Annotated in this window: 18 protein-coding genes; 8 read left to right on the forward strand and 10 right to left on the reverse strand. The window is 43.0% G+C overall.

The window, feature by feature from the left end; genetic code table 11:
* Nucleotides 1-9 precede the first annotated feature (9 nt).
* Together D0T51_RS04895 and D0T51_RS04900 are read left to right on the forward strand one after the other, a co-directional pair.
* Nucleotides 10-1,065, forward strand: coding sequence for a mechanosensitive ion channel family protein (locus D0T51_RS04895; RefSeq protein WP_163725968.1), 1,056 nt, complete (start codon nucleotides 10-12; stop codon nucleotides 1,063-1,065).
* Nucleotides 1,066-1,183: 118 nt separating this feature from the next.
* Nucleotides 1,184-1,927 (forward strand): copper homeostasis protein CutC, encoded by a 744-nt coding sequence (locus D0T51_RS04900; RefSeq protein WP_163725971.1) that lies wholly within the window; start codon nucleotides 1,184-1,186, stop codon nucleotides 1,925-1,927.
* Here the strand turns inward: D0T51_RS04900 and D0T51_RS04905 are convergent.
* Nucleotides 1,911-3,197 carry a serine dehydratase subunit alpha family protein gene (locus D0T51_RS04905; protein WP_163725975.1) on the reverse strand — a complete coding sequence of 429 codons (1,287 nt, stop codon included), beginning with the start codon at nucleotides 3,195-3,197 and terminating at the stop codon, nucleotides 1,911-1,913. The two genes, D0T51_RS04900 and D0T51_RS04905, sit on opposite strands and share 17 nt — an antisense overlap.
* Before the next feature lie 154 nt (nucleotides 3,198-3,351).
* On the opposite strand from D0T51_RS04905, the gene D0T51_RS04910 reads away from it, so the two are divergent.
* Nucleotides 3,352-4,407, forward strand: coding sequence for a class I fructose-bisphosphate aldolase (locus D0T51_RS04910; RefSeq protein ID WP_163725978.1), 1,056 nt, complete (start codon nucleotides 3,352-3,354; stop codon nucleotides 4,405-4,407).
* 75 nt (nucleotides 4,408-4,482) lie between these two features.
* Here the strand turns inward: D0T51_RS04910 and D0T51_RS04915 are convergent, their stop codons facing one another.
* Nucleotides 4,483-6,591: a M3 family metallopeptidase gene (locus tag D0T51_RS04915; protein ID WP_163725981.1), complete on the reverse strand. Its 2,109-nt coding sequence runs from the start codon at nucleotides 6,589-6,591 to the stop codon at nucleotides 4,483-4,485.
* Nucleotides 6,592-6,835: 244 nt separating this feature from the next.
* Between D0T51_RS04915 and D0T51_RS04920 the strand changes: the two genes are divergently transcribed.
* On the forward strand, nucleotides 6,836-8,608 hold the full coding sequence (locus tag D0T51_RS04920; protein WP_163725984.1) for a glycosyltransferase family 39 protein: 1,773 nt from the start codon (nucleotides 6,836-6,838) through the stop codon (nucleotides 8,606-8,608).
* Between the two features lie 96 nt (nucleotides 8,609-8,704).
* Here the strand turns inward: D0T51_RS04920 and D0T51_RS04925 are convergent, their stop codons facing one another.
* Nucleotides 8,705-10,081: a DUF1080 domain-containing protein gene (locus tag D0T51_RS04925; RefSeq protein ID WP_163725987.1), complete on the reverse strand. Its 1,377-nt coding sequence runs from the start codon at nucleotides 10,079-10,081 to the stop codon at nucleotides 8,705-8,707.
* A 179-nt stretch (nucleotides 10,082-10,260) separates the two neighbouring features.
* On the opposite strand from D0T51_RS04925, the gene D0T51_RS04930 reads away from it, so the two are divergent.
* The gene (locus D0T51_RS04930; protein ID WP_163725990.1) at nucleotides 10,261-10,899 is read left to right on the forward strand and encodes an HAD family phosphatase; all 639 of its coding nucleotides are present in this window, start codon (nucleotides 10,261-10,263) and stop codon (nucleotides 10,897-10,899) included.
* Between the two features lie 66 nt (nucleotides 10,900-10,965).
* On the opposite strand, the gene D0T51_RS04935 is transcribed toward D0T51_RS04930, so the two are convergent.
* From D0T51_RS04935 to D0T51_RS04945, 3 genes are all read right to left on the reverse strand, one after another.
* Complete coding sequence (locus D0T51_RS04935; RefSeq protein ID WP_163725994.1) at nucleotides 10,966-11,466, reverse strand: outer membrane beta-barrel protein; 501 nt, start codon at nucleotides 11,464-11,466, stop codon at nucleotides 10,966-10,968.
* Nucleotides 11,467-11,494: 28 nt separating this feature from the next.
* Nucleotides 11,495-13,147 carry a C69 family dipeptidase gene (locus D0T51_RS04940; RefSeq protein ID WP_163725997.1) on the reverse strand — a complete coding sequence of 551 codons (1,653 nt, stop codon included), beginning with the start codon at nucleotides 13,145-13,147 and terminating at the stop codon, nucleotides 11,495-11,497.
* Nucleotides 13,148-13,524: 377 nt separating this feature from the next.
* Nucleotides 13,525-14,064 carry a pyruvoyl-dependent arginine decarboxylase gene (locus tag D0T51_RS04945; RefSeq protein ID WP_163726000.1) on the reverse strand — a complete coding sequence of 180 codons (540 nt, stop codon included), beginning with the start codon at nucleotides 14,062-14,064 and terminating at the stop codon, nucleotides 13,525-13,527.
* Nucleotides 14,065-14,316: 252 nt separating this feature from the next.
* On the opposite strand from D0T51_RS04945, the gene D0T51_RS04950 reads away from it, so the two are divergent.
* Nucleotides 14,317-14,892, forward strand: coding sequence for a superoxide dismutase (locus tag D0T51_RS04950; protein WP_203583323.1), 576 nt, complete (start codon nucleotides 14,317-14,319; stop codon nucleotides 14,890-14,892).
* Nucleotides 14,893-14,998: 106 nt separating this feature from the next.
* On the opposite strand, the gene D0T51_RS04955 is transcribed toward D0T51_RS04950, so the two are convergent.
* The 4 genes from D0T51_RS04955 to D0T51_RS04970 form a co-directional block, all read right to left on the reverse strand.
* On the reverse strand, nucleotides 14,999-16,501 hold the full coding sequence (locus tag D0T51_RS04955; RefSeq protein WP_239056692.1) for an MBOAT family protein: 1,503 nt from the start codon (nucleotides 16,499-16,501) through the stop codon (nucleotides 14,999-15,001).
* Nucleotides 16,502-16,605: 104 nt separating this feature from the next.
* Entirely contained in the window at nucleotides 16,606-18,003 is a 1,398-nt protein-coding gene (locus tag D0T51_RS04960) for a GDSL-type esterase/lipase family protein (protein ID WP_239056686.1), read from the reverse strand.
* The gene (locus D0T51_RS04965) at nucleotides 17,978-19,426 is read right to left on the reverse strand and encodes a hypothetical protein (RefSeq protein WP_163726006.1); all 1,449 of its coding nucleotides are present in this window, start codon (nucleotides 19,424-19,426) and stop codon (nucleotides 17,978-17,980) included. The genes D0T51_RS04960 and D0T51_RS04965 overlap by 26 nt, the downstream gene beginning before the upstream one ends.
* Before the next feature lie 67 nt (nucleotides 19,427-19,493).
* Nucleotides 19,494-20,093 carry a rhomboid family intramembrane serine protease gene (locus D0T51_RS04970; protein WP_163726129.1) on the reverse strand — a complete coding sequence of 200 codons (600 nt, stop codon included), beginning with the start codon at nucleotides 20,091-20,093 and terminating at the stop codon, nucleotides 19,494-19,496.
* A gap of 380 nt (nucleotides 20,094-20,473) precedes the next feature.
* On the opposite strand from D0T51_RS04970, the gene D0T51_RS04975 reads away from it, so the two are divergent.
* A complete protein-coding gene (locus D0T51_RS04975; protein WP_163726009.1) occupies nucleotides 20,474-21,040 on the forward strand; it encodes a 3'-5' exonuclease in 567 nt (188 codons plus the stop codon).
* 8 nt (nucleotides 21,041-21,048) lie between these two features.
* A complete protein-coding gene (locus D0T51_RS04980; RefSeq protein ID WP_163726013.1) occupies nucleotides 21,049-22,065 on the forward strand; it encodes an N-acetylmuramoyl-L-alanine amidase in 1,017 nt (338 codons plus the stop codon).
* Nucleotides 22,066-22,174 lie beyond the last annotated feature (109 nt).

The raw sequence follows: 22,174 nt of genomic DNA on the forward strand, positions 1-22,174 counted from the left end.
GATAAGTATATGCTGGAACAATTTGTTTGGGGAAATACAGTTGAGAACTGGGCTATTTCCGTTGGTATTGTTTTGGGAACAATGTGTGTCACTAAAATTGTTTCCCTGTTCAATAAAAAAATATTATACAAAATAACCCGTAAGACACAGAGCAAGCTGGATGATATCATCTACGATTCGCTGGAGTCACCCATCCTTTTCGGTATTCTATTGTTAGGTATATGGATTGCTTTCCATCGGTTGGAACATGCAGAAAACACTCTCAAAGCAGTGGATGGGGCCTACCGTATATTGGTTGTATTGAATATCACCTGGTTTTTCAACCGTTTGTTTAACAGTCTGATCAATGTCTATTGGATCCATCCGTCGGATCATTCATCAAAAACCAGAAGACAAACAGCCAAAATGATGCCGGTAATCAAACGGGGTATTTTAATCCTTGTCTGGATTATTGGAATCATTACGGCTCTTAGCAATGTGGGAGTCAATATCAGTGCCCTGATAGGCACCTTGGGGATCGGAGGTATTGCTTTTGCCCTGGCTGCACAGGATACGGTAAAAAGTATATTTGGTGCATTCACCATCCTGACAGACCGTCCTTTTAATATCGGAGATACGATCCGTATCGATAGCCATGAGGGCACAATCATCGATGTGGGTATCCGCAGTACGAAGATGCGGAATTATGATAAACGGATTATCACTTTTCCCAATTATAAAATCATGGATGCATCCATTGTAAATATCTCTGCCGAGCCGATGCGCCGGGTGGTGACCAAGCTCGGGTTGACTTACGACACTCCACCGGAGAAGATGCAGGAAGCGTTGGAGATATTAAGAGCGATTCCGGGAAAAGTAGAAAACGCCACCACCAAAGAGGTCATTGCCAACTTCTCGGAGTTTGCCGATTCGGCCCTTGTGATCACCTTCATCTTCTTTATCGAAAAGAAAGGCAACAACCAGAAAGTAACCTCCGATGTCTATATGGAGATATTAAAAGACTTCAATAAGGCTGGACTGAACTTTGCTTTCCCGACGCAAACGATTTACGTAGAAAAAGAATAATAGATTTCCTTCAGATTTCATATTCTCCCTGTCTAAAGCTGAATGGCAAGAACTTATCACAAATTGTGATAAGTTCCCTGAGAATATTCGTACCTTTGCAAACGAAAAGAAGATACAGATGAAACGAACGATCGAGATATGTGCCAATTCGGCTCAGAGTTGTGTAGAAGCAGAACTTGGAGGAGCCACCCGCGTCGAACTATGTGCCTCTATTCCGGAAGGGGGAACGACTCCCAGTTACGGAGAGATAAAAACGGCACAGGCATTGACATCTACCCTTAAGATCCATGTGATTATTCGCCCGAGAGGGGGTGATTTCCTGTATACCCCGGCCGAAATACAATCCATGTTGCAGGATATTGAGTTATGTAAACAATTGAAAGTGCAGGGTGTTGTTGTCGGATGCCTGACCCGGGAAGGCGACATTGACGTGGCATTATTAGACACCCTGGTAAAAGCCGCCCAACCTCTTTCTGTTACTTTCCACAGGGCTTTCGATGTGTGCCGGGATCCTTTCGTTGCCCTGGAACAAATCATCGCGGCTGGATGTGATCGTATCCTTACTTCCGGTCAACAACCGACTGCGGAAAAAGGGATCCCACTCATCGCCGAATTGGTAAAACGTGCTGCCGGGCGCATTATTATCATGCCCGGATGTGGAGTTCGGGAAGATAATATCGAGCGTCTGGAAGCGGAAACCGGTGCCAAAGAGTTTCACACATCCGCCCGAAGTATAGTATACAGCCGGATGGAATATCGCAATGAGAATGTACCCATGGGGAGTAGTGCCGTTTCTTCTGAGTTTGAAACGGTGGAGACAGACCACAAAAAGGTAATGCAAATCGTCACTTCCCGGTCATAATACCCAATACCATACGGTCGGTTTCTTCCATGCCTTGGGAGCCTATAACGGATAAGTTGGCCACCGACTTATCCACATCTTCGTCAATAATACCTTCGACACAGCTGACTACCTTATCCTCCATAGCCATCAAGGCGGAGAGCATAGCGGTGGAGACTCCGCTGGATACCTTCATGGCACAACTCGGTTTGGCTCCATCGCATATCATTCCGGTCAGATTGCCAATCATATTCTTGATGGCATAAGAGACTTGCTCTTTCGTCCCTCCCATCAGATAGGTAATGCCACAGCTTGCACCGGTAGCAGCGATCACACAGCCACAAAGAGCGGATAGTTTGCCCAGGTTTTGTTTCATGTAAATGACTGTCAGATGACTTAACATCATGGCACGTGTCAGCTCCTCCTGCGTACATTGCACATCCTGCGCAAAAGAAAATACCGGCAAGGTAGCAGCAAGTCCCTGGTTTCCACTTCCCGAATTACTCATCACCGGAATCATAGCCCCATCCATACGGGCGTCACAGGCAGCGGCTGTCAAGGCCAACATACGCGTATAGGAGGATTCGCCCAACCACTTTTTACCCTTTTCGCCACAGACTATTTTCCCTACCGTATGTCCAAAGTCACTTTGCATGGACGCTTCAGCTATTTTCCGGTTTAACTCTGCTGCCTCCATAATGAAAGCAATCTCTTCCAAGGCCGTCTCTGTGGCAAAGGCAAATACCAGATCAAAGGTTAAGGCTATGTCTTTCGGTTCTTGTGTTTTTTGTTCGTTTGAGGTAGATTTTCTTTTATCCGTCCATACGATACCGTTCTTTTCTACAAAAACAATATCCGTATGGTTAGACGCGATGATCACACGGCTACTGTCATCTCCTGAGACACAATAGATTTCTATATATAATTTCTCGACACCTTCTTTCAGACCGATGGATATATTTTTAGATTCGACCATTCTTTTTCCTTTCTCCAAAGATTCGGGTGTCAGGTCACGCAATACTTCCAGGCCATAAGCCGATTTACCTACAATAGTCCCCAGGGCAATGGCAATAGGAAGCCCTACCATCCCCGTTCCGGGAATCCCCACTCCCATTGCATTCTTTAAAACATTGCCACTTAATCCGACTTCTATCTTTTCCGGCATTTTGCCTAAGACCTCTGTTGCCTTGGCTGAAGCCAGAGCAACAGCCATAGGCTCCGTACATCCGATGGCAGGAATAACCTCCCGCTGAATGAGTGCTATTATTTGTGATTTCGTTTGTTGATTCATAGGTCTGACGTTTCGTTTTTTTCTTATTGGCGCAAAGGTAATGAAGATATTCCACTCTCACACATACCCAAAGACACTTCCACCACAAAAACAAACAACTAAAAGAGGATGTATACTGTTATCACTATAAAGTAATTAACTAAAAAACTTCATTATGGATACAAACATTATCAAATTATTGGGAGATAAGAAAGACTATTATCTCAACCATACATGCCGAACAATAGATAAATCATTGATACACATCCCCTCTCCTACCTCAATAGAAGACATCTGGGTTAATTCCGACAGAAACATACGTACACTGAACAGCCTGCAGACAATATGGGGACACGGTCGTTTAGCAAATACCGGATATGTTTCTATTTTGCCGGTAGACCAGGGAATAGAACATACAGCCGGTGCTTCCTTTGCTACCAATCCTATATACTTCGATCCGGAAAACATCGTTAAACTGGCTATCGAAGGAGGATGCAACGCGGTTGCTTCTACATTTGGCGTATTGGGTATGGTAGCGCGTAAATATGCTCATAAGATACCCTTCCTCGTCAAACTCAATCACAACGAATTACTCAGTTATCCCAATACCTACGATCAGATATCGTTTGGTACTGTAAAAGAGGCCTGGAGCATGGGGGCTGTGGCTGTGGGAGCTACCGTCTATTTCGGGTCTGCAGAGAGCCGTCGTCAACTGGTAGAGGTGGCAGAAGCCTTTGCCTATGCCCACGAGTTAGGTATGGCTACCGTTTTATGGTGTTACCTGAGGAATCCGGCCTTTGTGAAAGAAGGAGTAGACTATTATGCAGCAGCCGATCTTACCGGACAAGCCAATCATTTGGGAGTAACGATCCAGGCGGATATTGTCAAACAAAAACTTCCGGTAAACAACGGTGGGTTTACCGCCATTAAGTTCGGTAAGATAAATGAAAAGATATATACTGAACTAACAACCGAACATCCAATTGATCTCTGTCGTTACCAGGTAACAAACAATTATATGGGACGTATCGGATTAATTAATTCCGGAGGTGAATCACATGGCGCAAGCGATCTCGCTGAGGCTGTCAGGACAGCTGTTATAAATAAACGTGCCGGAGGAATGGGACTGATCAGCGGAAGGAAAGCATTTCAAAAGTCGATGAAGGACGGTGTCGAACTGCTTCATACGATCCAAAATGTATACCTGGAGCCGGAAATAACAATCGCCTAACCCACTCAGACATAAAAAAAGGTCTTGCCAAACATAAGCAAGACCTTTTATCTAATTTCAATTATCTATTTTCAATTACTTCAACCCTCTATTCTTCAACAGAGCCTCTGTATTCGGTTCTTTTCCACGGAAATGAATATACATATCCATGGCATCATCAATACCACCAGGTGTTAATACATAATTACGGAACTTAGTAGCCGTTTGCGGATCGAAAATATCTCCAGTTTCCGTAAATGCCTGATACGCATCCGCATCCAACACTTCAGCCCAAATGTAACTATAGTATCCCGCAGTATATCCGCCACCCATCGTATGATTAAAATAGGTCGAACGATAACGCGGAGGTATTTGCTTTAACAAACCTCTATCTCCCAATACCTTGTTTTCAAAAGCAACGACATCAAAGTCTGCCGGAACATCTTTTAAGACATGGAAATCCATATCCAGTAAAGAAGCAGCCAAATACTCGACAGTAGCAAATCCCTGTCCATATTTGCCGCTCTTATCAAGCTTTTCGATCAAATCAGCAGGGATTACTTCACCTGTCTCATAATGTTTGGCATATACTTTCAATACTTCCGGTTCGAACACCCAATGTTCCATAATTTGTGAAGGAAGTTCCACAAAATCCCGAGGAACACCTGCTATACCATAATAATGAACATCTCTGAAAAGACTATGTAAGGCATGTCCGAATTCATGGAAAAGCGTCTCGGCTTCATCTGCGCTCAACAAGGCCGGTTGCCCCGGTGCCGGTTGACTAAAATTACACACATTCGTAACGATAGGAACCACACGTTTTCCATTTTCATAAGTCTGGGAACGATAGGCACCACACCAGGCTCCTCCTCTTTTGCTGGCACGTGGGAAGAAGTCCATGTATAACAAACCAAGCAAGGTGCCGTCTTTGTCTTTACATGCAAACACCTGGGCTTCCGGGTGAGACAATGGCATCTCTTTCAATTCACTGAAAGTAATACCATAAAGTTTATTGGCCACATAAAAGGCACCATCACGCACATTCTCCAACTTAAGGTAAGGACGGATCTGATTTTCGTCCAGGTTGAATTTAGCCTTCTTCGCTTTTTCAAAATAATAACGCCAGTCCCAGGCTTCCGCTTCAAAGGACTTGCCTTCTTTGCGGATCTCTATTTGTATATCCGCCAACTCTTCTTTGGCTTTCAACAAAGCCGGAGCCCAAAGCTCGTTTAATAAATCATACACATTCTCTGCTTTTTTCGCCATACGGTCTTCCAAAGCAAAGGCTGCATAGGTATCATATCCTAATAAATGGGATTTCTCCAAACGTTTAGCTACCAGCTCTCTTACGATTTGTTTGTTGTCAGCCTCATTATTATTATTGCCTCTCATGATATATCCTTTGAATATCTTCTCCCGCAAGTCGCGATTATCAGCATATTGCAAGAAAGGCATTACACTGGGATTGTGTAAGGTAAACAACCAACCCTCTAAGCTATCTGCCTTAGCGGCCTCTGCTGCATTGGCAATCAGGCTCTCGGGCAAACCGGAAAGGTCTTCTTCTTTCTCTATCACCAATTTGAAGTCAACCGTTTCTTTCAACATATTCTGTCCGAATTTCAGTTGAAGCATAGCGATTTCGCTATTCAACTCCCGCAACTTAGCTTGGTCTTCTGCAGACAAATTAGCCCCGCCACGCACAAAACTCTTATATGTCTCTTCCAATAATTTGGCTTCTTCCTTATTCAAGCCCAATCCTTCTTTTTTGTCATACACAGCCTTGACGCGTGCAAACAATACCGGATTCAACCGGATATCATCACCATGTTTGGAGAAAAGAGGAGACATCTCCCGGCTCAAAGCCTCCATCTCGGCATTTGTATTAGCCCCGCTCTGTCCGCCAAAAACGATACGTACCTTGTTCAATAACTTCCCACTCTGATCCATTGCCACAATGGTATTCTCAAAGGTCGGCTCTTCCGGATTATTACAAATTGCCTCAATCTCTTTCACCTCTTCCTCCATACCTTGTAAAAAGGCAGGTTTGTAATGTTCCATTTTTATCTCTTCAAAAGGAGGTACACCATAAGGTGTGGTGTAATCTGATAAAAATGGATTACCCTGAGTACCAACCTTTTTATCCGATGCCCCACTAGCACTTACTAAAATAGCCAGACCTGCTGCCATAATCAATTGTTTCATTTTTGTTTAAATTTTGGGGATATTAAAATTAACGCCAAAGATAAGATATATTCATCGAACAGCAATGCTAGCCTACCGCCTTTCTATTCATGCACAAAAAACCTGTGGGGGAATAAATAAGCTTTAGTCGATTTATAATTTGATAAATTTTACTAATAAAGAAAGATAATCCAACAAAAAACCGTTCTTTTGCAGTCTAAACAAAAACGTTAATAATCAAAAGAAAGCTTTCTGAAATAAGTCTATGCGCACATCATTTCTTCAAGATCTTTATTTACAAAGACCAGTCACATTTACTGTTCTTATTTGCATTCTCTCCGTTTTACCCTGGATTGCTATGGGCGATTTTTCCACCAAAGGGGAGCCTCGAGAGGCTGCTGTCGCCATTTCTATGCTCGAATCAGGCAACTTTATATTACCGACTTCCTATGCAGACGAGTTTGCATACAAGCCACCTATGGCACATTGGTTAATGGCTCTCTGTTCCTTGCCTCAGGGATATGTATCCGAATTTACATCCCGCCTGCCTTCTGCTTTGGCTTTTATCGTATTAATCGGCTTTATTTTAGCTTTTTTCGGTAAACGGGTAAATAAGTTTCAGGAAGCATTCATCGCCACTTGCTTATTGATAACCTGTGCAGAGATACACCGTGCCGCCATGACGACCCGTGTGGATATGTTATTGACCATGTTTATGGTAGTCGGATTGATTCAGCTTTACCGATGGGAAGAGTTCCAGGAATTAAAAGGATTACCCATCACAATCCCCCTCTTATTGGGGTGTGCCGTACTGACAAAAGGCCCGGTGGGAATCATACTTCCTTTGTTTGTCTTTGGCGTTTACCTTTTGATTTTAAATAAATATAGGTTCTTCACTATTGTAAAGGCTTTATTTTATATCGGTTTATCCTCCTTATTCCTTCCTATGCTTTGGTATATTGCAGCCTGGCGACAAGGAGGAGAAGAATTTTTAAACGTTGTAATAGCCGAAAATTTCGGACGCTTCTTTCATTTGGAAACTCCACTTATCGACTATAAACTAGGACATGAAAATGGAGTTTGGTATAATTTTATGACCTTAATGGTTGGTTTTATTCCCTGGACATTCCTATTCATATTCTCTCTCTTTGCTTTAAAAATACATAAACCGAACTCATCGTTAAAAGCAATATGGAAAAAGGCTTGGACACGGATACGTTCCATGGAGAAAGTACGGCTCTTTAGCTTGGTTGCCTTGGTTTGCATCCTGTTCTTTTACTCCATTCCTTCAAGCAAAAGAAGTGTCTACTTAATGCCTGCCTATCCTTTTATCGCTCTTTTCCTGGCGCAGTACATGATTTACCTAGCAGAATATAAGACCAAAGTCGTTCGCTTCTTTGCCGTATTTATGTTTACTGTCGTATCCATCGCCACACTGGCTTTAGGTTTGACAATGGCCGGTTTAATTCACCCGGTAAGCCTGGTAGAGCCATACAGCCAGGAGGCACATGTCCTATATACCGTCGAAACGATCACAGGTATGATTACTTCCCCGAATCTACTTACAATAAGTATATTTATCCTTTTATTTGCATCCGTATGTACCCTGGGGTATCAAATGTTTCGAAAGATCTATATCAAAATCTTATACGCCATCTTTGCTTTGATGTTCTGTGTGAATCTATTGATCGACGGGGTTATCATGTTAGGCGAACGCAGAAGTAAGACGACCCGGTTCTTTGCCGAACAAATAAAAAAAGACTACCCGTTAGGAAAGGATAATGTGTTTGTGATGAACCATCCTTTGGAGTATAAAAACCTGTACAGCCTAAACTTCTACCTGGGGGATATCTTTCATAATTTCGAAGAGGTGCAACCTCAGGAAGGATTCTTTCTTTCCGGAGACAAAGACTTAGAAAAGGTAATAAAGAAATACGAAGACCTGTATACATTCACCCCTCTTACCTCAACAGAACGTGAAGTACAGGAGGATGTACGCCAGATAGTGGTGTTGAGTCGTTTTATCCGCAAGCCCTGATATTCTATAATAAAAAGAGACCGACGGTCATTCAACCGGCGGTCTCTTCACTCCAACAGGAAGTTGTATTATCGCTTATTCGTATTGCAATACTATTTATTTCAATTCTTTGATCTTGATGCTACGGAATGCAACCTCATCCCCATGATCTTGTAAGAGGATATGTCCCTGGGCAGCTTCCCCAAAACGTCCATGTTCATTGTATGCCGGGGCAGCGTATTTACTTCCTTTCACTGCTTCACGAAAAGCTTCCGATCCGCGTTCATATTCCAATGTTTTAAAACCATTCAACCAGTGCTCCACATGATTATTCGGATATACTTTTACAATTGCCTGGTTCCACTGTCCTACGCCATTGAAACGTTTGTTCTTGGCAGGAATAAGATCATACAAACTGGCTAATGTACGACTTCCTTCAAAAGAGGTATACAATTTAGCATCCGGATGAAGTTTGTCATCCAACACCTGGTATTCCACACCATAAGCCGAACCGCTTTTCTTTTCGGCTTCGGTCACAAAATATTTAATACCGCTATTCGCTCCAGCAGTGATTTTAAATTCTACCATTAATTCGAATGCAGCATATTCATCCTTGGTTACGATATCTCCTCCATGGGTTGATTCACTACCATCTGTTTTTAATACAATAAACTGTCCGTCTTCAACCTTCCATCCGGATTCCGGGAAATGCTCTTTATGCGCACCCCGCCATCCTTCTGTACTTTTGCCATCAAATAAAAGTTTCCATCCATCCGCTTGTTCTGCCTCCGTCAAGGTGTTAGGAATCCGATTTACTTCAGGAGCCAAGGTACCCTGCATACGTTCTGCCTCCAGATTTTCTGTCTTTATACGGATGTTACGCCATTTGATTTCTTTTCCGTCTTTTGAATCGTCGTTGCCAATACCATGCACCTGAAAAGCGATAAGCCCTTTGGCAGTTTCTTCATCGTAAAGGTTGGCCGTATTCACGCCGTTTAACCAAATGCGGATATTGTTTCCGATCGCTTCAATACGAAATGTATTCCAATCTGTTTTTTTATAAGCAGCCTGTCCTGCCGGGTTATGGGTCAATGTAACCAACCATCCCCGACGGGCTTCATCGTATATACCTCCACTCCAAGCTCTGTCGGAAGGATCCATTTCACATTGATAACCATGTACACGGCCATTCTGATAATCTGCCCGGCTTTCACTGCGGAACTGGACTCCTGAATTTAAAGAAGGATCACACCAGGCTTCAAATTCAAGGATGAAATCACCATAATCCTGTTCAGTTGCCAGAAAACTATTGGGTTGACCTTTCACGGATGTACCGACAATACATCCATCTTCCACCCGGTAAGGAGCTTCCCCATTCAATTGTTTGAATCCGGTAAGATCTTTTCCATTGAACAATTTTTGCCAACCATCATTGGGCTGACAACTACACAGCCCTATCAAGGCTGTGAAGGCTAACATAAGATACGTTTTCATTTTACTTTTGAGATTTAAAAAAAATTATGTTTTAAGATACAAAATAACAATTGTGTACGCACACAAAGATAGAGCATTTTGAATAATTACATACTATTTGTCGAGCATTTATTAAAAAAAGGAAGAAGAGAACGCAAATAGAGCGTATCTTTGTAACAAAATATAAACTTGTAAAGAATATGTCAGAAAGAAAAACCGCACTATTTGATTTCGATGGTGTTCTTGTGGATACGGAACCTATTTACGATATTTTCTGGAACGATGCAGCGGAACGTTATGGATTGGGGATCCCGCATTTTGCCGAGGTAATAAAAGGGCAAACGATGTCCCATATAATGAAAACCTATTTTTCCTCATACTCTGAAGCGTTCCAACAAAAAGTCCGGGATGAATCTTCCGCTTATGAAAGTCATATGCCCCTCCCCTTATTTCCGGGTTCACTCGAATTCTTACAGCTCCTAAAAAAAGAAGGTGTATCCATAGGGTTAGTAACCAGTTCCGACCAATGCAAAATAAACAGAGCTTTTCAACTTTATGACTTGCAAGGAATGTTCGATACGGTTGTCACTGCCGACCGGATAAGCGAAGGCAAACCCAATCCGATGTGTTATCTCCTGGCGGCATCCGACTTAGGGGTTGCTGCCGAGAATTGCCTTGTCTTTGAAGACTCCTTTGCTGGTATACAGGCAGGCAATGCCGCTGGCATGCGGGTTATAGGCCTGAGTACGACTAACTCTGCCGAATCATTACAAGACAAAGTATACGAAGTGATTCCCGACTTCAGACAGGTTTCTTTCGAGAAATACCTCCAATGGTAAAAAAGAAAAATGGCTCTCCTGTTAAAAAGAGAGCCATTTCTTTATCTAAAGGATTGGAGATGTATATCAAAAGTTATATCCTACACGGACAGCAAACAATGCCTGATCCATATCCTTTATAATATTGTACTTTACTTCCAAACCGACCGTTATCTGTTTCGTGGCATACACTTCACCACCCAAACCGATATTGGCCCCTACATACGTTTCGTTCGCACTTATTTCTGAGGCCTTACCTGTTAAATCCCAATAATACCCGGAAGCATTCCAATACGACAAACTCAGACCTGCTAAAGGATAAAAACCAAACATATCGCTTAGTTTCACCACATAATGCGCATTCATATCCAACACCCAAGCACTTAAGCCATCGTTTTTCACCAAATGGGTGATAGACGGTCCCAGTCTGAATTCATCGGTAATATTATACCGGTAATCCACTCCCAAAGTGGCATTTTTCCATTCAAAGCCATATCCTACATTAAAACCAAAAGAGGATTGTCCTTTTTGAGCAAAAACACCCAGGCTAAATACACTCATCATAACCAAAATAACGAATCTTTTCATACCTTTTTTCTTCATTAAACGTTTCACTTTATTGTATCTCTTTCACTTTCAGACGATCACCGGCCGAACGAACGATATTCCGATAATACTCCTCATCATATCCAGGGAAATCCGGAGAAGCAGAGAGTCCATAACCATTCGTTTTAAAGGAACCGTTCTCTTCTTTCTTTTTATTTCCATCTATATATTTCACCAAGAGGTATTCTCCTAATTTTTTCCAACGTGCAGTAGCATCATCGGCCGTGGTCGTACTAAACCAGGTTAAGAAAGTTCTGGCTTCCTCCGGGTTCTTATTATATAATTCGGTAGCCGCTTTATCAATTGCAGGCAAGACAGCCTGAAATCCACCTTCCAGTTCCTGCTGTACTTTACGAATATCTTCGATCATAAAACTGTATTTATGATAAGCCATATTCGCCACCCAGTTATGTATCCAGAAAGCAGAAGTCCAGGAAAACGTCATCATATCCCCATTGCCTACGCGGTAACAATCGGGAGCATCCAAGATGGAGCAATAAAGTGGAGTAAACACTGCCATATCAGCATCATCCACACCAAACCAAAGCACTCCCCCAATAGCATCCGGCAACCAGTTACGCATCTGAGGGACAATCACAAAACCTGTTTGTTGCGTAGCAATAGCACGCTCATTGAGGTAAGTTTCTCCGTCCACTTCAAAATTCATCGGACGCCAACGATAAGGCACTTTATACGGACCGGCCCCGGCATCTTTTGTCATATCCAGGTCGGTTCCTTCGTAATGGTCACGCATAGCATTTTGTACATCTTGTACGGATAATTTACGATTCGGCTTGATATACAGCGGCATCGGTTCTTTAGTCGGATCTCCTTTTATAAAATCCGTATAGGTATCCATGCCCGGATCATATTTACGGAAGAAGGACCACACACGGGCATCACAAGCACGCAAGCCACCGAAGTCATAGGGATTATACGCTTTGGCAAAACGAAAGTCCTTATCTTTTCCTGTGAAATATCCTTTTTCACGGGCAAAAGAAACGACATCCGCAGAATAAAGACAGTTTTCTTTATCATCAAAAGGTATTTGTTGGATACGTGATTGATTGGCATGTCCCGATATACAATCGTCCGGTATACGGATAGCCACCCATACAGCCCCTTTATTACCTGGTCCTTTCCCGATAAGTTCCATTATCCAGGCTTCATTTTTGTCTGCAATAGAGAATGATTCCCCGCCACTGCAATAGCCATAATCGCGTACCAATCCCGTCATAACCTGAATAGCCTCGCGGGCCGACTTTGAACGCTGTAAGGCTATATAAATCAAACTACCATAATCAATGATCCCGGTTGTATCCTGCAATTCGGTACGTCCTCCCCAGGTACTTTCTGTGATAGCCACTTGATATTCATTCATATTTCCTATAACAGAATACGTCTGTTCCACTTGCGGTATTTGCCCCAATGGTTTACCTGTATCCCATTCTGTTACCTGCAACATACTGCCTTTCGGCCAGGTTGCCGCAGGCCAACGATAAAGTTCTCCATACAAGGTATGTGAGTCAGCCGAATAACTGATCATCACCGATCCGTCGACAGAGGCTTTTTTACCCACTAAGACTCCGGTACAAGCCATTATTTCCCAGCCTGCAAACAAGATCATACACAACACAAGTGCAATTCTTCCTTTTTTTCTCATAATAACTCTCTTTTAACGCCTAAGCAAATAACAACATATAGGTAGTATCACCCACGTAGACATAGAATAATACTTTCATTTTCACATACACAAAAGTAAAACAAATATCGGGAGATGAACTTATTTGCTAAAAAAATTAAAAGAAAGAACCAACATGTTTGCAAATATGACGAATAGTGTATATATTTGTACTTTCATAGTTAAGGTTTTGGTTAAATGTAGAGGGGGTGACTTGTGAAAGCCGTCCCTTCATTTTTTTATATACCTCCCCTTTCTATATATCCTCAGCCCTTCCCATGATCCATTACAGACAAAAAAAACCGCCTTCTCATAAGAGAAAACGGCGTATAGATCTGTATAGTAACCAAATAAAGAAATCAATCTTCTATCTCCGGTTGGATAAAATCAACAAAGCAAAGGGCAGCCAAAGCTGTTCCATATCTTTTCTCGATAGTAATTCCTTCGGTTATAAAGTTCAATTCACCCAAATAATACGCACCGTATGTTTTCTGATGAAGATCATTGATGACACGAATCAAACGTGATTCCAATTCTTCAATACGATAGCGGCCACTTACTTCACATACAAGTCCACCCACTTTTTCGTCAAAGTTTTCATCCTTGTACATCCAGGCGTACACCACACCGGCAGAAACAAACTCATCCTGATACCCATGCGATACAGCCATGATGGTTTTCATCTCTGAGCCAAACGGCGGAAGATCGAGTTCATCCATCGTAGCCAGATGTGCCGTTGCCGGGAGAACAGACGAATAAGTCATAATGTTAAAATCCGAAATACCGGCATCATAAAGAGCCATATGATAGGAACCTGCATGTTTTTCGAGGTCCGAATCACCGCTACCTTTTGTTATAAAAAAGGTATTTGGAATCAAATTTCCAATTTTCTTTACCATCTACGAAACGTTTAACAAATTAATAAATATTATTGAGCGCACAAAAGTAGTAACTTATTCGATATTATTTACTTTACAAATGTAAAAAACACCTATCCATTCCTATTTTTCCCTCTCGATTGAACAAATCAAAGCATCCTCCTGTTAAGATTATAGACTCAAACTTAAACAAAGAATAAAATGATTGTACTATTGTTGAGTGTATTATTGTCAATATCAAACAGTCAGATCACAACTAAAAAACAAGAAATCATGAAATTTGAATTAGTAAAATTACCGTATGCTTCCGATGCCTTAGAGCCGGTTATCAGTAAACAAACCATAGAATTCCATCACGGGAAACATCTATTAGCTTATGTAACCAAGCTGAATGAACTTATTGTGGGTACGCCTTTTGAGAAGGCTTCTTTAGTAGAGATCGTCAAGAAATCCGAAGGTGCCATCTTCAATAATGCCGGACAGGTGTTAAACCATGAATTGTTTTTCACCCAGTTCTCTCCGACGGGAGGAGGCCGGCCGGTAGGCAAACTGGCAGAAGCCATCAACCAGACCTGGGGATCATTCGAAAACTTCCAGAAAGAATTCGAAACAGCCGGCGTAGCCCAATTCGGTTCCGGCTGGGTATGGCTGGCCAAAGACGAGAAAGGGAAATTATCGATCCACAAAGAAGCCAATGCAGGCAATCCGGTAACCCAAGACCTCACTCCTATCTTAGGATTCGATGTATGGGAACATTCCTACTATCTGGATTATCAGAACCGGCGTGCCGACCACCTGAAAGAACTTTGGAAGATTGTGGATTGGGATAAGGTAAACCAAAGATATTAAAATAGCAAAGGCGACTGTGTGTAAGTTTATGTTCGTTTTTAAGAGCCGTCCGGATATCCGGGCGGTTTTTTTTGTATTCAGGACTTAGGCATATTATTCTTTCCTTTTAAAACTGGAAATAAATAAAAGGCTGTACTCCGGCACTTTTCAGCTGGATAACAATAAAAATCATAAGAACCAACAAAAGAGCTTGCACCAATAAAGGAGAACGGGTAACCACCCCCTGCACAGCCAAATCCAACCGTTTGGGCGTAAAATGCAGTATATATCCCAAAAGCATCAAGAAAAACACCCCTTTGTAGCCACTGACAAACTGCACAAACACCTCGGCATGAAAGTTTGTAAATATCTGCGATAGCATTTCTCCCACGACCTGCATGGAATGTGCCCGGAATAAGATCCAGCCAAAACAAACCAGGTGAAAAGTAAATAAAATCCCCCCAATACGTCGCCAGGCAGGCATTTCACTGCCCAGTTGCTTAAAGCTGGAGAATCGTCCCATCACAAACTTATGAACAGCCAATGAAACACCATGCAAGCCGCCCCAGATAACAAAATTCATCGAAGCACCATGCCATAATCCTCCCAACAGCATCGTAATCATCAGATTGACATAGGTACGTATCTTCCCTTTCCGGTTCCCCCCTAAAGAGATATAAAGATAATCTTTCAACCAAGAAGACAGGGAGATATGCCAACGCCGCCAGAATTCGGTGATGGTAGCCGACTGATAAGGCGCATCAAAATTCACATTAAAACGGAAGCCTAGCCACAAAGCAATACCAATAGCCATATCCGAATAGCCGGAAAAATCACAATAGATCTGCAAGGCATATCCATATACCCCCAACAGGTTCTCCACCCCGGTATAAAGCAAAGGAGCGTCAAAGATACGATCCACAAAGTTCATACTGATATAATCCGAGATAACCGCCTTCTTGAACAAACCACATAAAATAAGGAAAAGCCCTTCCCCAAACTCTGCCCGGGAAACCGTCAGTTTCTTATACATTTGCGGGATAAAGTCACGCGCACGCACAATAGGCCCAGCCACCAACTGCGGGAAGAAAGACACATAAAAGACATAATCGATCCAACGGGATAAAGGTTGAATCCGTCCCCGGTACGTGTCGATAACATAACTGATACTCTGGAATGTAAAAAAAGAAATACCTACCGGCAGAAATATATCCAAGCGTTCATAGGGTATTCGCTGTAAAGCGGTATTTCCCAAAAGCCCTCCCAAGTCGTTGGCAATAACAACCAGCAACTCATACAAGAAATTAAAATATTTGAAATAGGCCAACATGCCCAGATTGATGCAGAGACTGAGAACAACCCCTATTTTTTTCTTCGTCACCGTAGAGGCCTGTGTCACCCATTGGGCTATAAAAAAATCGGAAGTCGCCGTAAAGACCAACAATAAAAACCAGATACCACTGCTCTTATAATAAAAATACAAAGAGAAGAGGGTCACATAAATAAAACGTGCCAACCGGTGTTTACGCAGGCTTATATAGAAAACCAGAAAAACAATAAAAAGAAAGAAAAACAATCCGCTGCTAAACAACATCGGAGCCTGTCGATGATAAACAAACAAATCGCCCATATTCTCCCAGGAGAAACGAAAATCATCCGCCGAAAAGAGCCCCGCCCATCCTGATCGCAAGCCTTCCATTCGCTCTATTATAGTATATAATGTATGCATCTTTTTTATTCCTCAATTATCGGGGGAAGCTCTTTTTCTGCCTGAAGGTTATACGTCTTCAGTAAAGCCCGGTAAAGTAATTCCCCCTGGTCGTAATATCCTTCTTTGGTAAAATGTATCCGGTCGCGCCCCATAAGTTTTTTATTGAACCATTTTTTATGGGAGTTCTTGCCACCTGTGGCTGTAAACAAATCCCAACAAGCGATTCCTTCCTCTTGTGCGATACGCACAAGTGCCTTTGCCGCCTTTTCCACATTCTCGTTGCGTACATAAGTGCGTTTCTTATTCACCGTCACCCGTTTATAGCACTCTGCCGGAGTAGTCAATAAGAAAGCGGTATGTGGCATCTCCTTTTTCAACAAAGAGACAAAAGAGCGTACCTGTTCGGCAAATACCGCCTGACTGAAGCGGCGACCGAAAGTCTCATTCGTCCCCAGGGAAATAATCAACAGAGACGGGCGCAACACGGCCAATTGGCGGATATATTCCCTATCGGTATAATGCACAAACATAGAGCCATTCACCCCGATGGAATGATACAACAGTCCCGATCCTCCATTGGTCAGGTTAAAACCGAAATACGTATTTGTAAAAGAAGAAGCCGGCAACAAAGTATCCGTTCCCTGTTTCCTCCGCGTACTATGCAGTTGCAACGAGTCGGTCAAACAAGGAAGCCTAAACGTATCGGCCAAAATCCCCGGCACACACACCTCATTTGCCCATCTCGTTTCGACAAGATCTTTCCAAGGGCCTGTCGGTAACATCGGCATCGATTTTTCAGCACGATAAAAGACGGCCTGATTGAATGTATATCCGGCGCCATTGACCGGTCCGATAGACACATCCAGGTTGATAGAAGGAGAAGCCGACTGTACTCCGATGCCCCCGATACCGGTAACGGTCTTTTTATCTCGCTGGATACAACGCCCGGCCACCCATTCACGCACGACTGAAGTAATATAATAATCATCCGGTTCATTCACCTTACTGAGTTTCAAAGGTGCAATCCATCCACGCCCAGCATTGCCGAACTGCTGCTGCAACCGTCGCATCACCCTGCCGGGATAATAACCTGCCTGTATATGCGAATCTCCCAAATGAACGACCGTCACCACCGTATCCTTTCGATCCAATAACATCGATAGTTCCGAAAAAAACGGCTCCAACGAATGGGTAGGATCAATCACCAGACAAAGAGAATCGATAGAAGGAATACTCACCGGAGCAACCGAATCCAACGCCACCCTTTGCACGCCTCTCTTTCCAACCACCGAGTCGGTGACTTCGACCTCTAACGAGACAGAGGCATAGGCAGATACCTGCACGCCTGTGAGGAACAGAAGAAGCACTGCCCACAGACAAAAAGGAAGGAAGCGATCAATGTAACGCATGTTCTGCCTCATCGTAAAATTCTTTTTCCAACAACAACGCATGCATCAACGCACGAGCCAACTCTTTCCCTCCGCGGAAGCCCATATGGGTATAATCTTTGCTGGCCCAGTTTTTTTCCACATACTGCACCATACTGTTTTCTCCTCCCATAGCACCAAACATATTCCAAAAAGGAATAGCCGAGCGTTTAGCTATCTGCCGCTGTGCATGTATCATCGCCAATACTTCCGGCATGGTTTCAAACCGCCCATCCACCTGATGACTGCGGTCGGTCACGCTTAACAGAAGAATGTCTGCCTGCGGGAAACATGCCTGCAAATGAGCAACGACCTTCACCATCCGTTGACTATACCATCCGTATTCAATCATATCTTCACTGACCACATTCAAGCCGTACTGTAATACAATCAGGTCGTAAGGACGTATCTCCGTCAGTTCTTTGCAACGTTCTTTATGCAAACGATCCAATATCATACCGGAATTTCCGCGAAGCGAAAAGTTATCTACGATCACACCGGATTCATCTTCCAAGGCGACTCCCAACGCCCGGAAACCTTCTGTTTGGCTAAAAATATATTCTACCTCCCGGATATCCCCCGTCATGATATTCTGTGTGATAGCTGTCGTGGGTGGCAATACCCGACTCAAGGTATCCGCTTCCCCATTCAATACCAATTGCATCCGGGTCTTTTCATTCTGCTCATAGAGTAATTTGACAGAAGACACCTCCGTCAACGAAGGATAACGCAGACTGTTCTTTAGAGAAAGCCGGGCCCCTTCTTTGTCCGGTTCAAACAAAGTACCCGACAATACATAAGCCTGTTCCTGGTCGTTGAGCATCGACCACGTCTTCCATCCCTCCATCTTCTGCCCCACGGTAGGACGAAACTGAGCCGTCACCGAAGACATCGGCACAAAACCTACGCCTCTCCCCCCGAACTCTTTCTGTAGCGCTGCACGAAAATCGGCCACCAGGATATCTCCTTCAATAAAAGAATCCCCCATAAAAGCAATACGGACAGGGCGTTTCATCTCATGCCTTTTGTTCAAAGCCATAAAGAAACGTTTCAAACCTATATGTCCGGGAGAATAATCTTCGATATGCGTACCCGATACATCGGCCCCTTCTACGGCATAAGCCGCCTTGTATAAAGAATCGCGTAAGGCCAAGGCGGTCGAATCGATGCCTGTCGATTGCATCACAGACTCGCGGATAGCCACCGTATCGACGACGACCGTATCTGCTTGCTGCAAGAATTGTTTGATAGAATCTAAAGAGGCTTTGGCCGGTTTTACCCGTATATCCGACAATAAATCGACTTTTTTTATTTTATAACCGAACATTTCGTCCGGTAATGCATAGAGAGCCACACACACCAACAAGGCAATCAATAAAAGAGCCAGTACTCTTCCTAAATTATCTTCTTTATCCATCTATCTTTTTACTGTCTTCAATTTTCGGCAGCAAAGATAGTTATTTATACAAAGAACCGGCTTTTATTCAGAGACCGAAATGGGATAAAAAGGCAGGCAACAAGCCGGGCTCCAAGAAAAGAGGATAAAGAAAGCCAAAAATCGCCCCATAAAAATGTGCCTTATGATTGATAGAGCCTCCCCCTTTCCGGACCATATACTGGCAATAGATCAGATACAGAACCCCAAACAAAATACCGGGCACAGGCAGGATGGCAAACAATAAAACGGACCGCCAGGGATTGAATAATATATAAGCGAACAACACAGCCGAGACGGCTCCGGATGCTCCGATGGACACATAATTGGGTTGGTTCTTCTTTTGCAGCAAATCCGGGATGCTGGCAGCTAATATGCCTCCCAAATAAAGACCGATAAAAGCCAATGGACCGAATCCCATATAACCGAACATACGCTCCATCTCCGTTCCAAAAGAATAAAAGGTAAACATATTCACCAATAAATGCAGAGAGTCGGCATGCACAAAACCATGGGTAATCATTCGGTACCACTCTTTATTTCGTACCACCCGATACGGAACAAAAGCCAACTTCATAAAAAGGTTCGCCTGGGAAAAACAACTGAAAGAGACAAAGAGAGTCGTTATTATTATCAGATAGGTCATCATAAGCTCATTGTATTTGCCTGCAAACATACATAAAATCCCCTGTTTATTGCCTTTTCCCGGTATATAACCGCGGCTTTTTCCGCAAACAAATAAAATTGCCGATAATCGTCGACACTTGTGCCGATATATGTCGACATTTTTGCTGATATATGTCGACATTTTTGCTGATATATATCGGCATTTTTAATCCCCCCCTTTTTAACTTATCTAATCTAACTCCTTTGACTCCTCTAACTCCTTTAACTCCTTTAACTCCTTTGACTCCTTTGACTCCTCTAACTCCTTTCCCTTTGTTTTGTATACAAAAAAACAAAGAGATAGTATCGTATGAATATTCTTCTTATTTTTGTCTGGAATAATACGACTTCAAAAAAACACAAATGAAATTACTTTTCTTTGATTTAGAAACAACAGGGGTGAAGTATTGGAGAAACGGTATACACCAGATAAGCGGGGAGATTGTTATTGATGGAGAGACCAAGGAGTTCTTCAACTTCAATGTGCGCCCCAACCCGCAATGCGATATTGAAGAAGAGGCCTTACGTGTTTGCAATGTGAGCCGGGAACAGATAATGGCCTATCCTCCCATGCATGAGGTATATACGCAATTTGTAGAAATGCTTTCCCGCTATGTCGATAAGTATAAAAAGGAAGATAAATTTTTTCTGGTAGGATATAACAATGCGTCCTTCGACAACAATTTCTTAAAAGCATTCTTTGTCCAGAACAAGGACAATTACTTCTACTCCTGGTTTTGGGTAAATTCTATCGATGTAATGGTTTTGGCCAGTCTCCATCTGGCGGAAAAACGGCATACGATGCCCGACTTCAAATTGGAAACCGTCGCCAGGCATTTAGGAATCGCATTGGATGCAAGCAAGTTACACGATGCAGCCTATGATATCCAATTAACCAAAGAGGTATATCAGAAGATGGGAAAAATGTAAAGACAGGGATGAAAGGCTGCATACTACTCTATATCATCTTCCTTTTATTCAATTGTTACCCCTCACAGGCACAAGAAAAAGCACTGCCCAAAAGAGGTGATGGCATCGTCACCTTCCTGCGCCGACACAACCGGTCGGAAGCGGTGTATCAAAAAGAATTCATCGAGCTTAACAAAGGTAAATTCGGGAAAAACAATACCCTGCAATGGGGCGTTGCCTACCAACTGCCTCCTTTAAAAACCCAAACCGCCTCAGCCCCTTCCCCGAAAAAACCCTCCTCCTCCCCTAAAAAAAAGCAGGAACCATTGTTTGGCAAAAACCTGGCATCCTACGAAATCCTCTCCACCGAACTCAAAGGAGCCTGTTTTTATGTCGTCTGCGGACATGGAGGACCGGATCCGGGAGCCATCGGCAAAATGGGAAAATACGAACTGCATGAAGACGAATACGCTTACGACATAAGCCTGCGCCTGGCACGTAACCTCCTGATGCGGGGAGCCCTTGTCTATATCATCATACAGGATGCACAAGATGGCATCCGGGAAGAACGTATCCTGAAAAACAGCAAACGCGAAACATGCATGGGAAGCCGTATCCCGCTTAACCAAATCGAAAGGTTGAATCAGCGTTCTAACAAAATCAATGCCCTCTACCACAAAGACAAACCGGCCTACAGCCGGGCAATATTCATTCATATAGACAGCCGGAGCAAACACAAAAGCACCGATGTGTTCTTTTATCACTCCAACAGCCGCGAGAGCCGGAGCCTGGCCCTTACGATGCGCAATACCTTTTCCCAAAAATACAGGATACATCAACCCAACCGGGGATTTACCGGATATGTGGAACACCGCAAACTACATGTTTTAAACAAAACCCAACCCACCTCCCTCTTTGTGGAATTGGGAAATATACAAAACAGCTATGATCAGCAGCGTATCGTTTTAAACAACAACCGCCAGGCATTGGCCAACTGGTTATGCGAAGGTTTTATCCTGGATTATAAACATTCGCGCAAAAAATAAAAAACAAAGAATCCTTTTATAAAGGAAAGGAATTCCTTGCATTTTATGCCCTTTTATTACTTTTTAAATCCATTACTTTATTACCTTTGTCTGCCTGAGAAAATGAAAA

This window comes from Parabacteroides sp. 52 (genome assembly GCF_010500925.1).
In the GTDB taxonomy this organism is placed as follows: Bacteria; Bacteroidota; Bacteroidia; order Bacteroidales; family Tannerellaceae; genus QVMG01.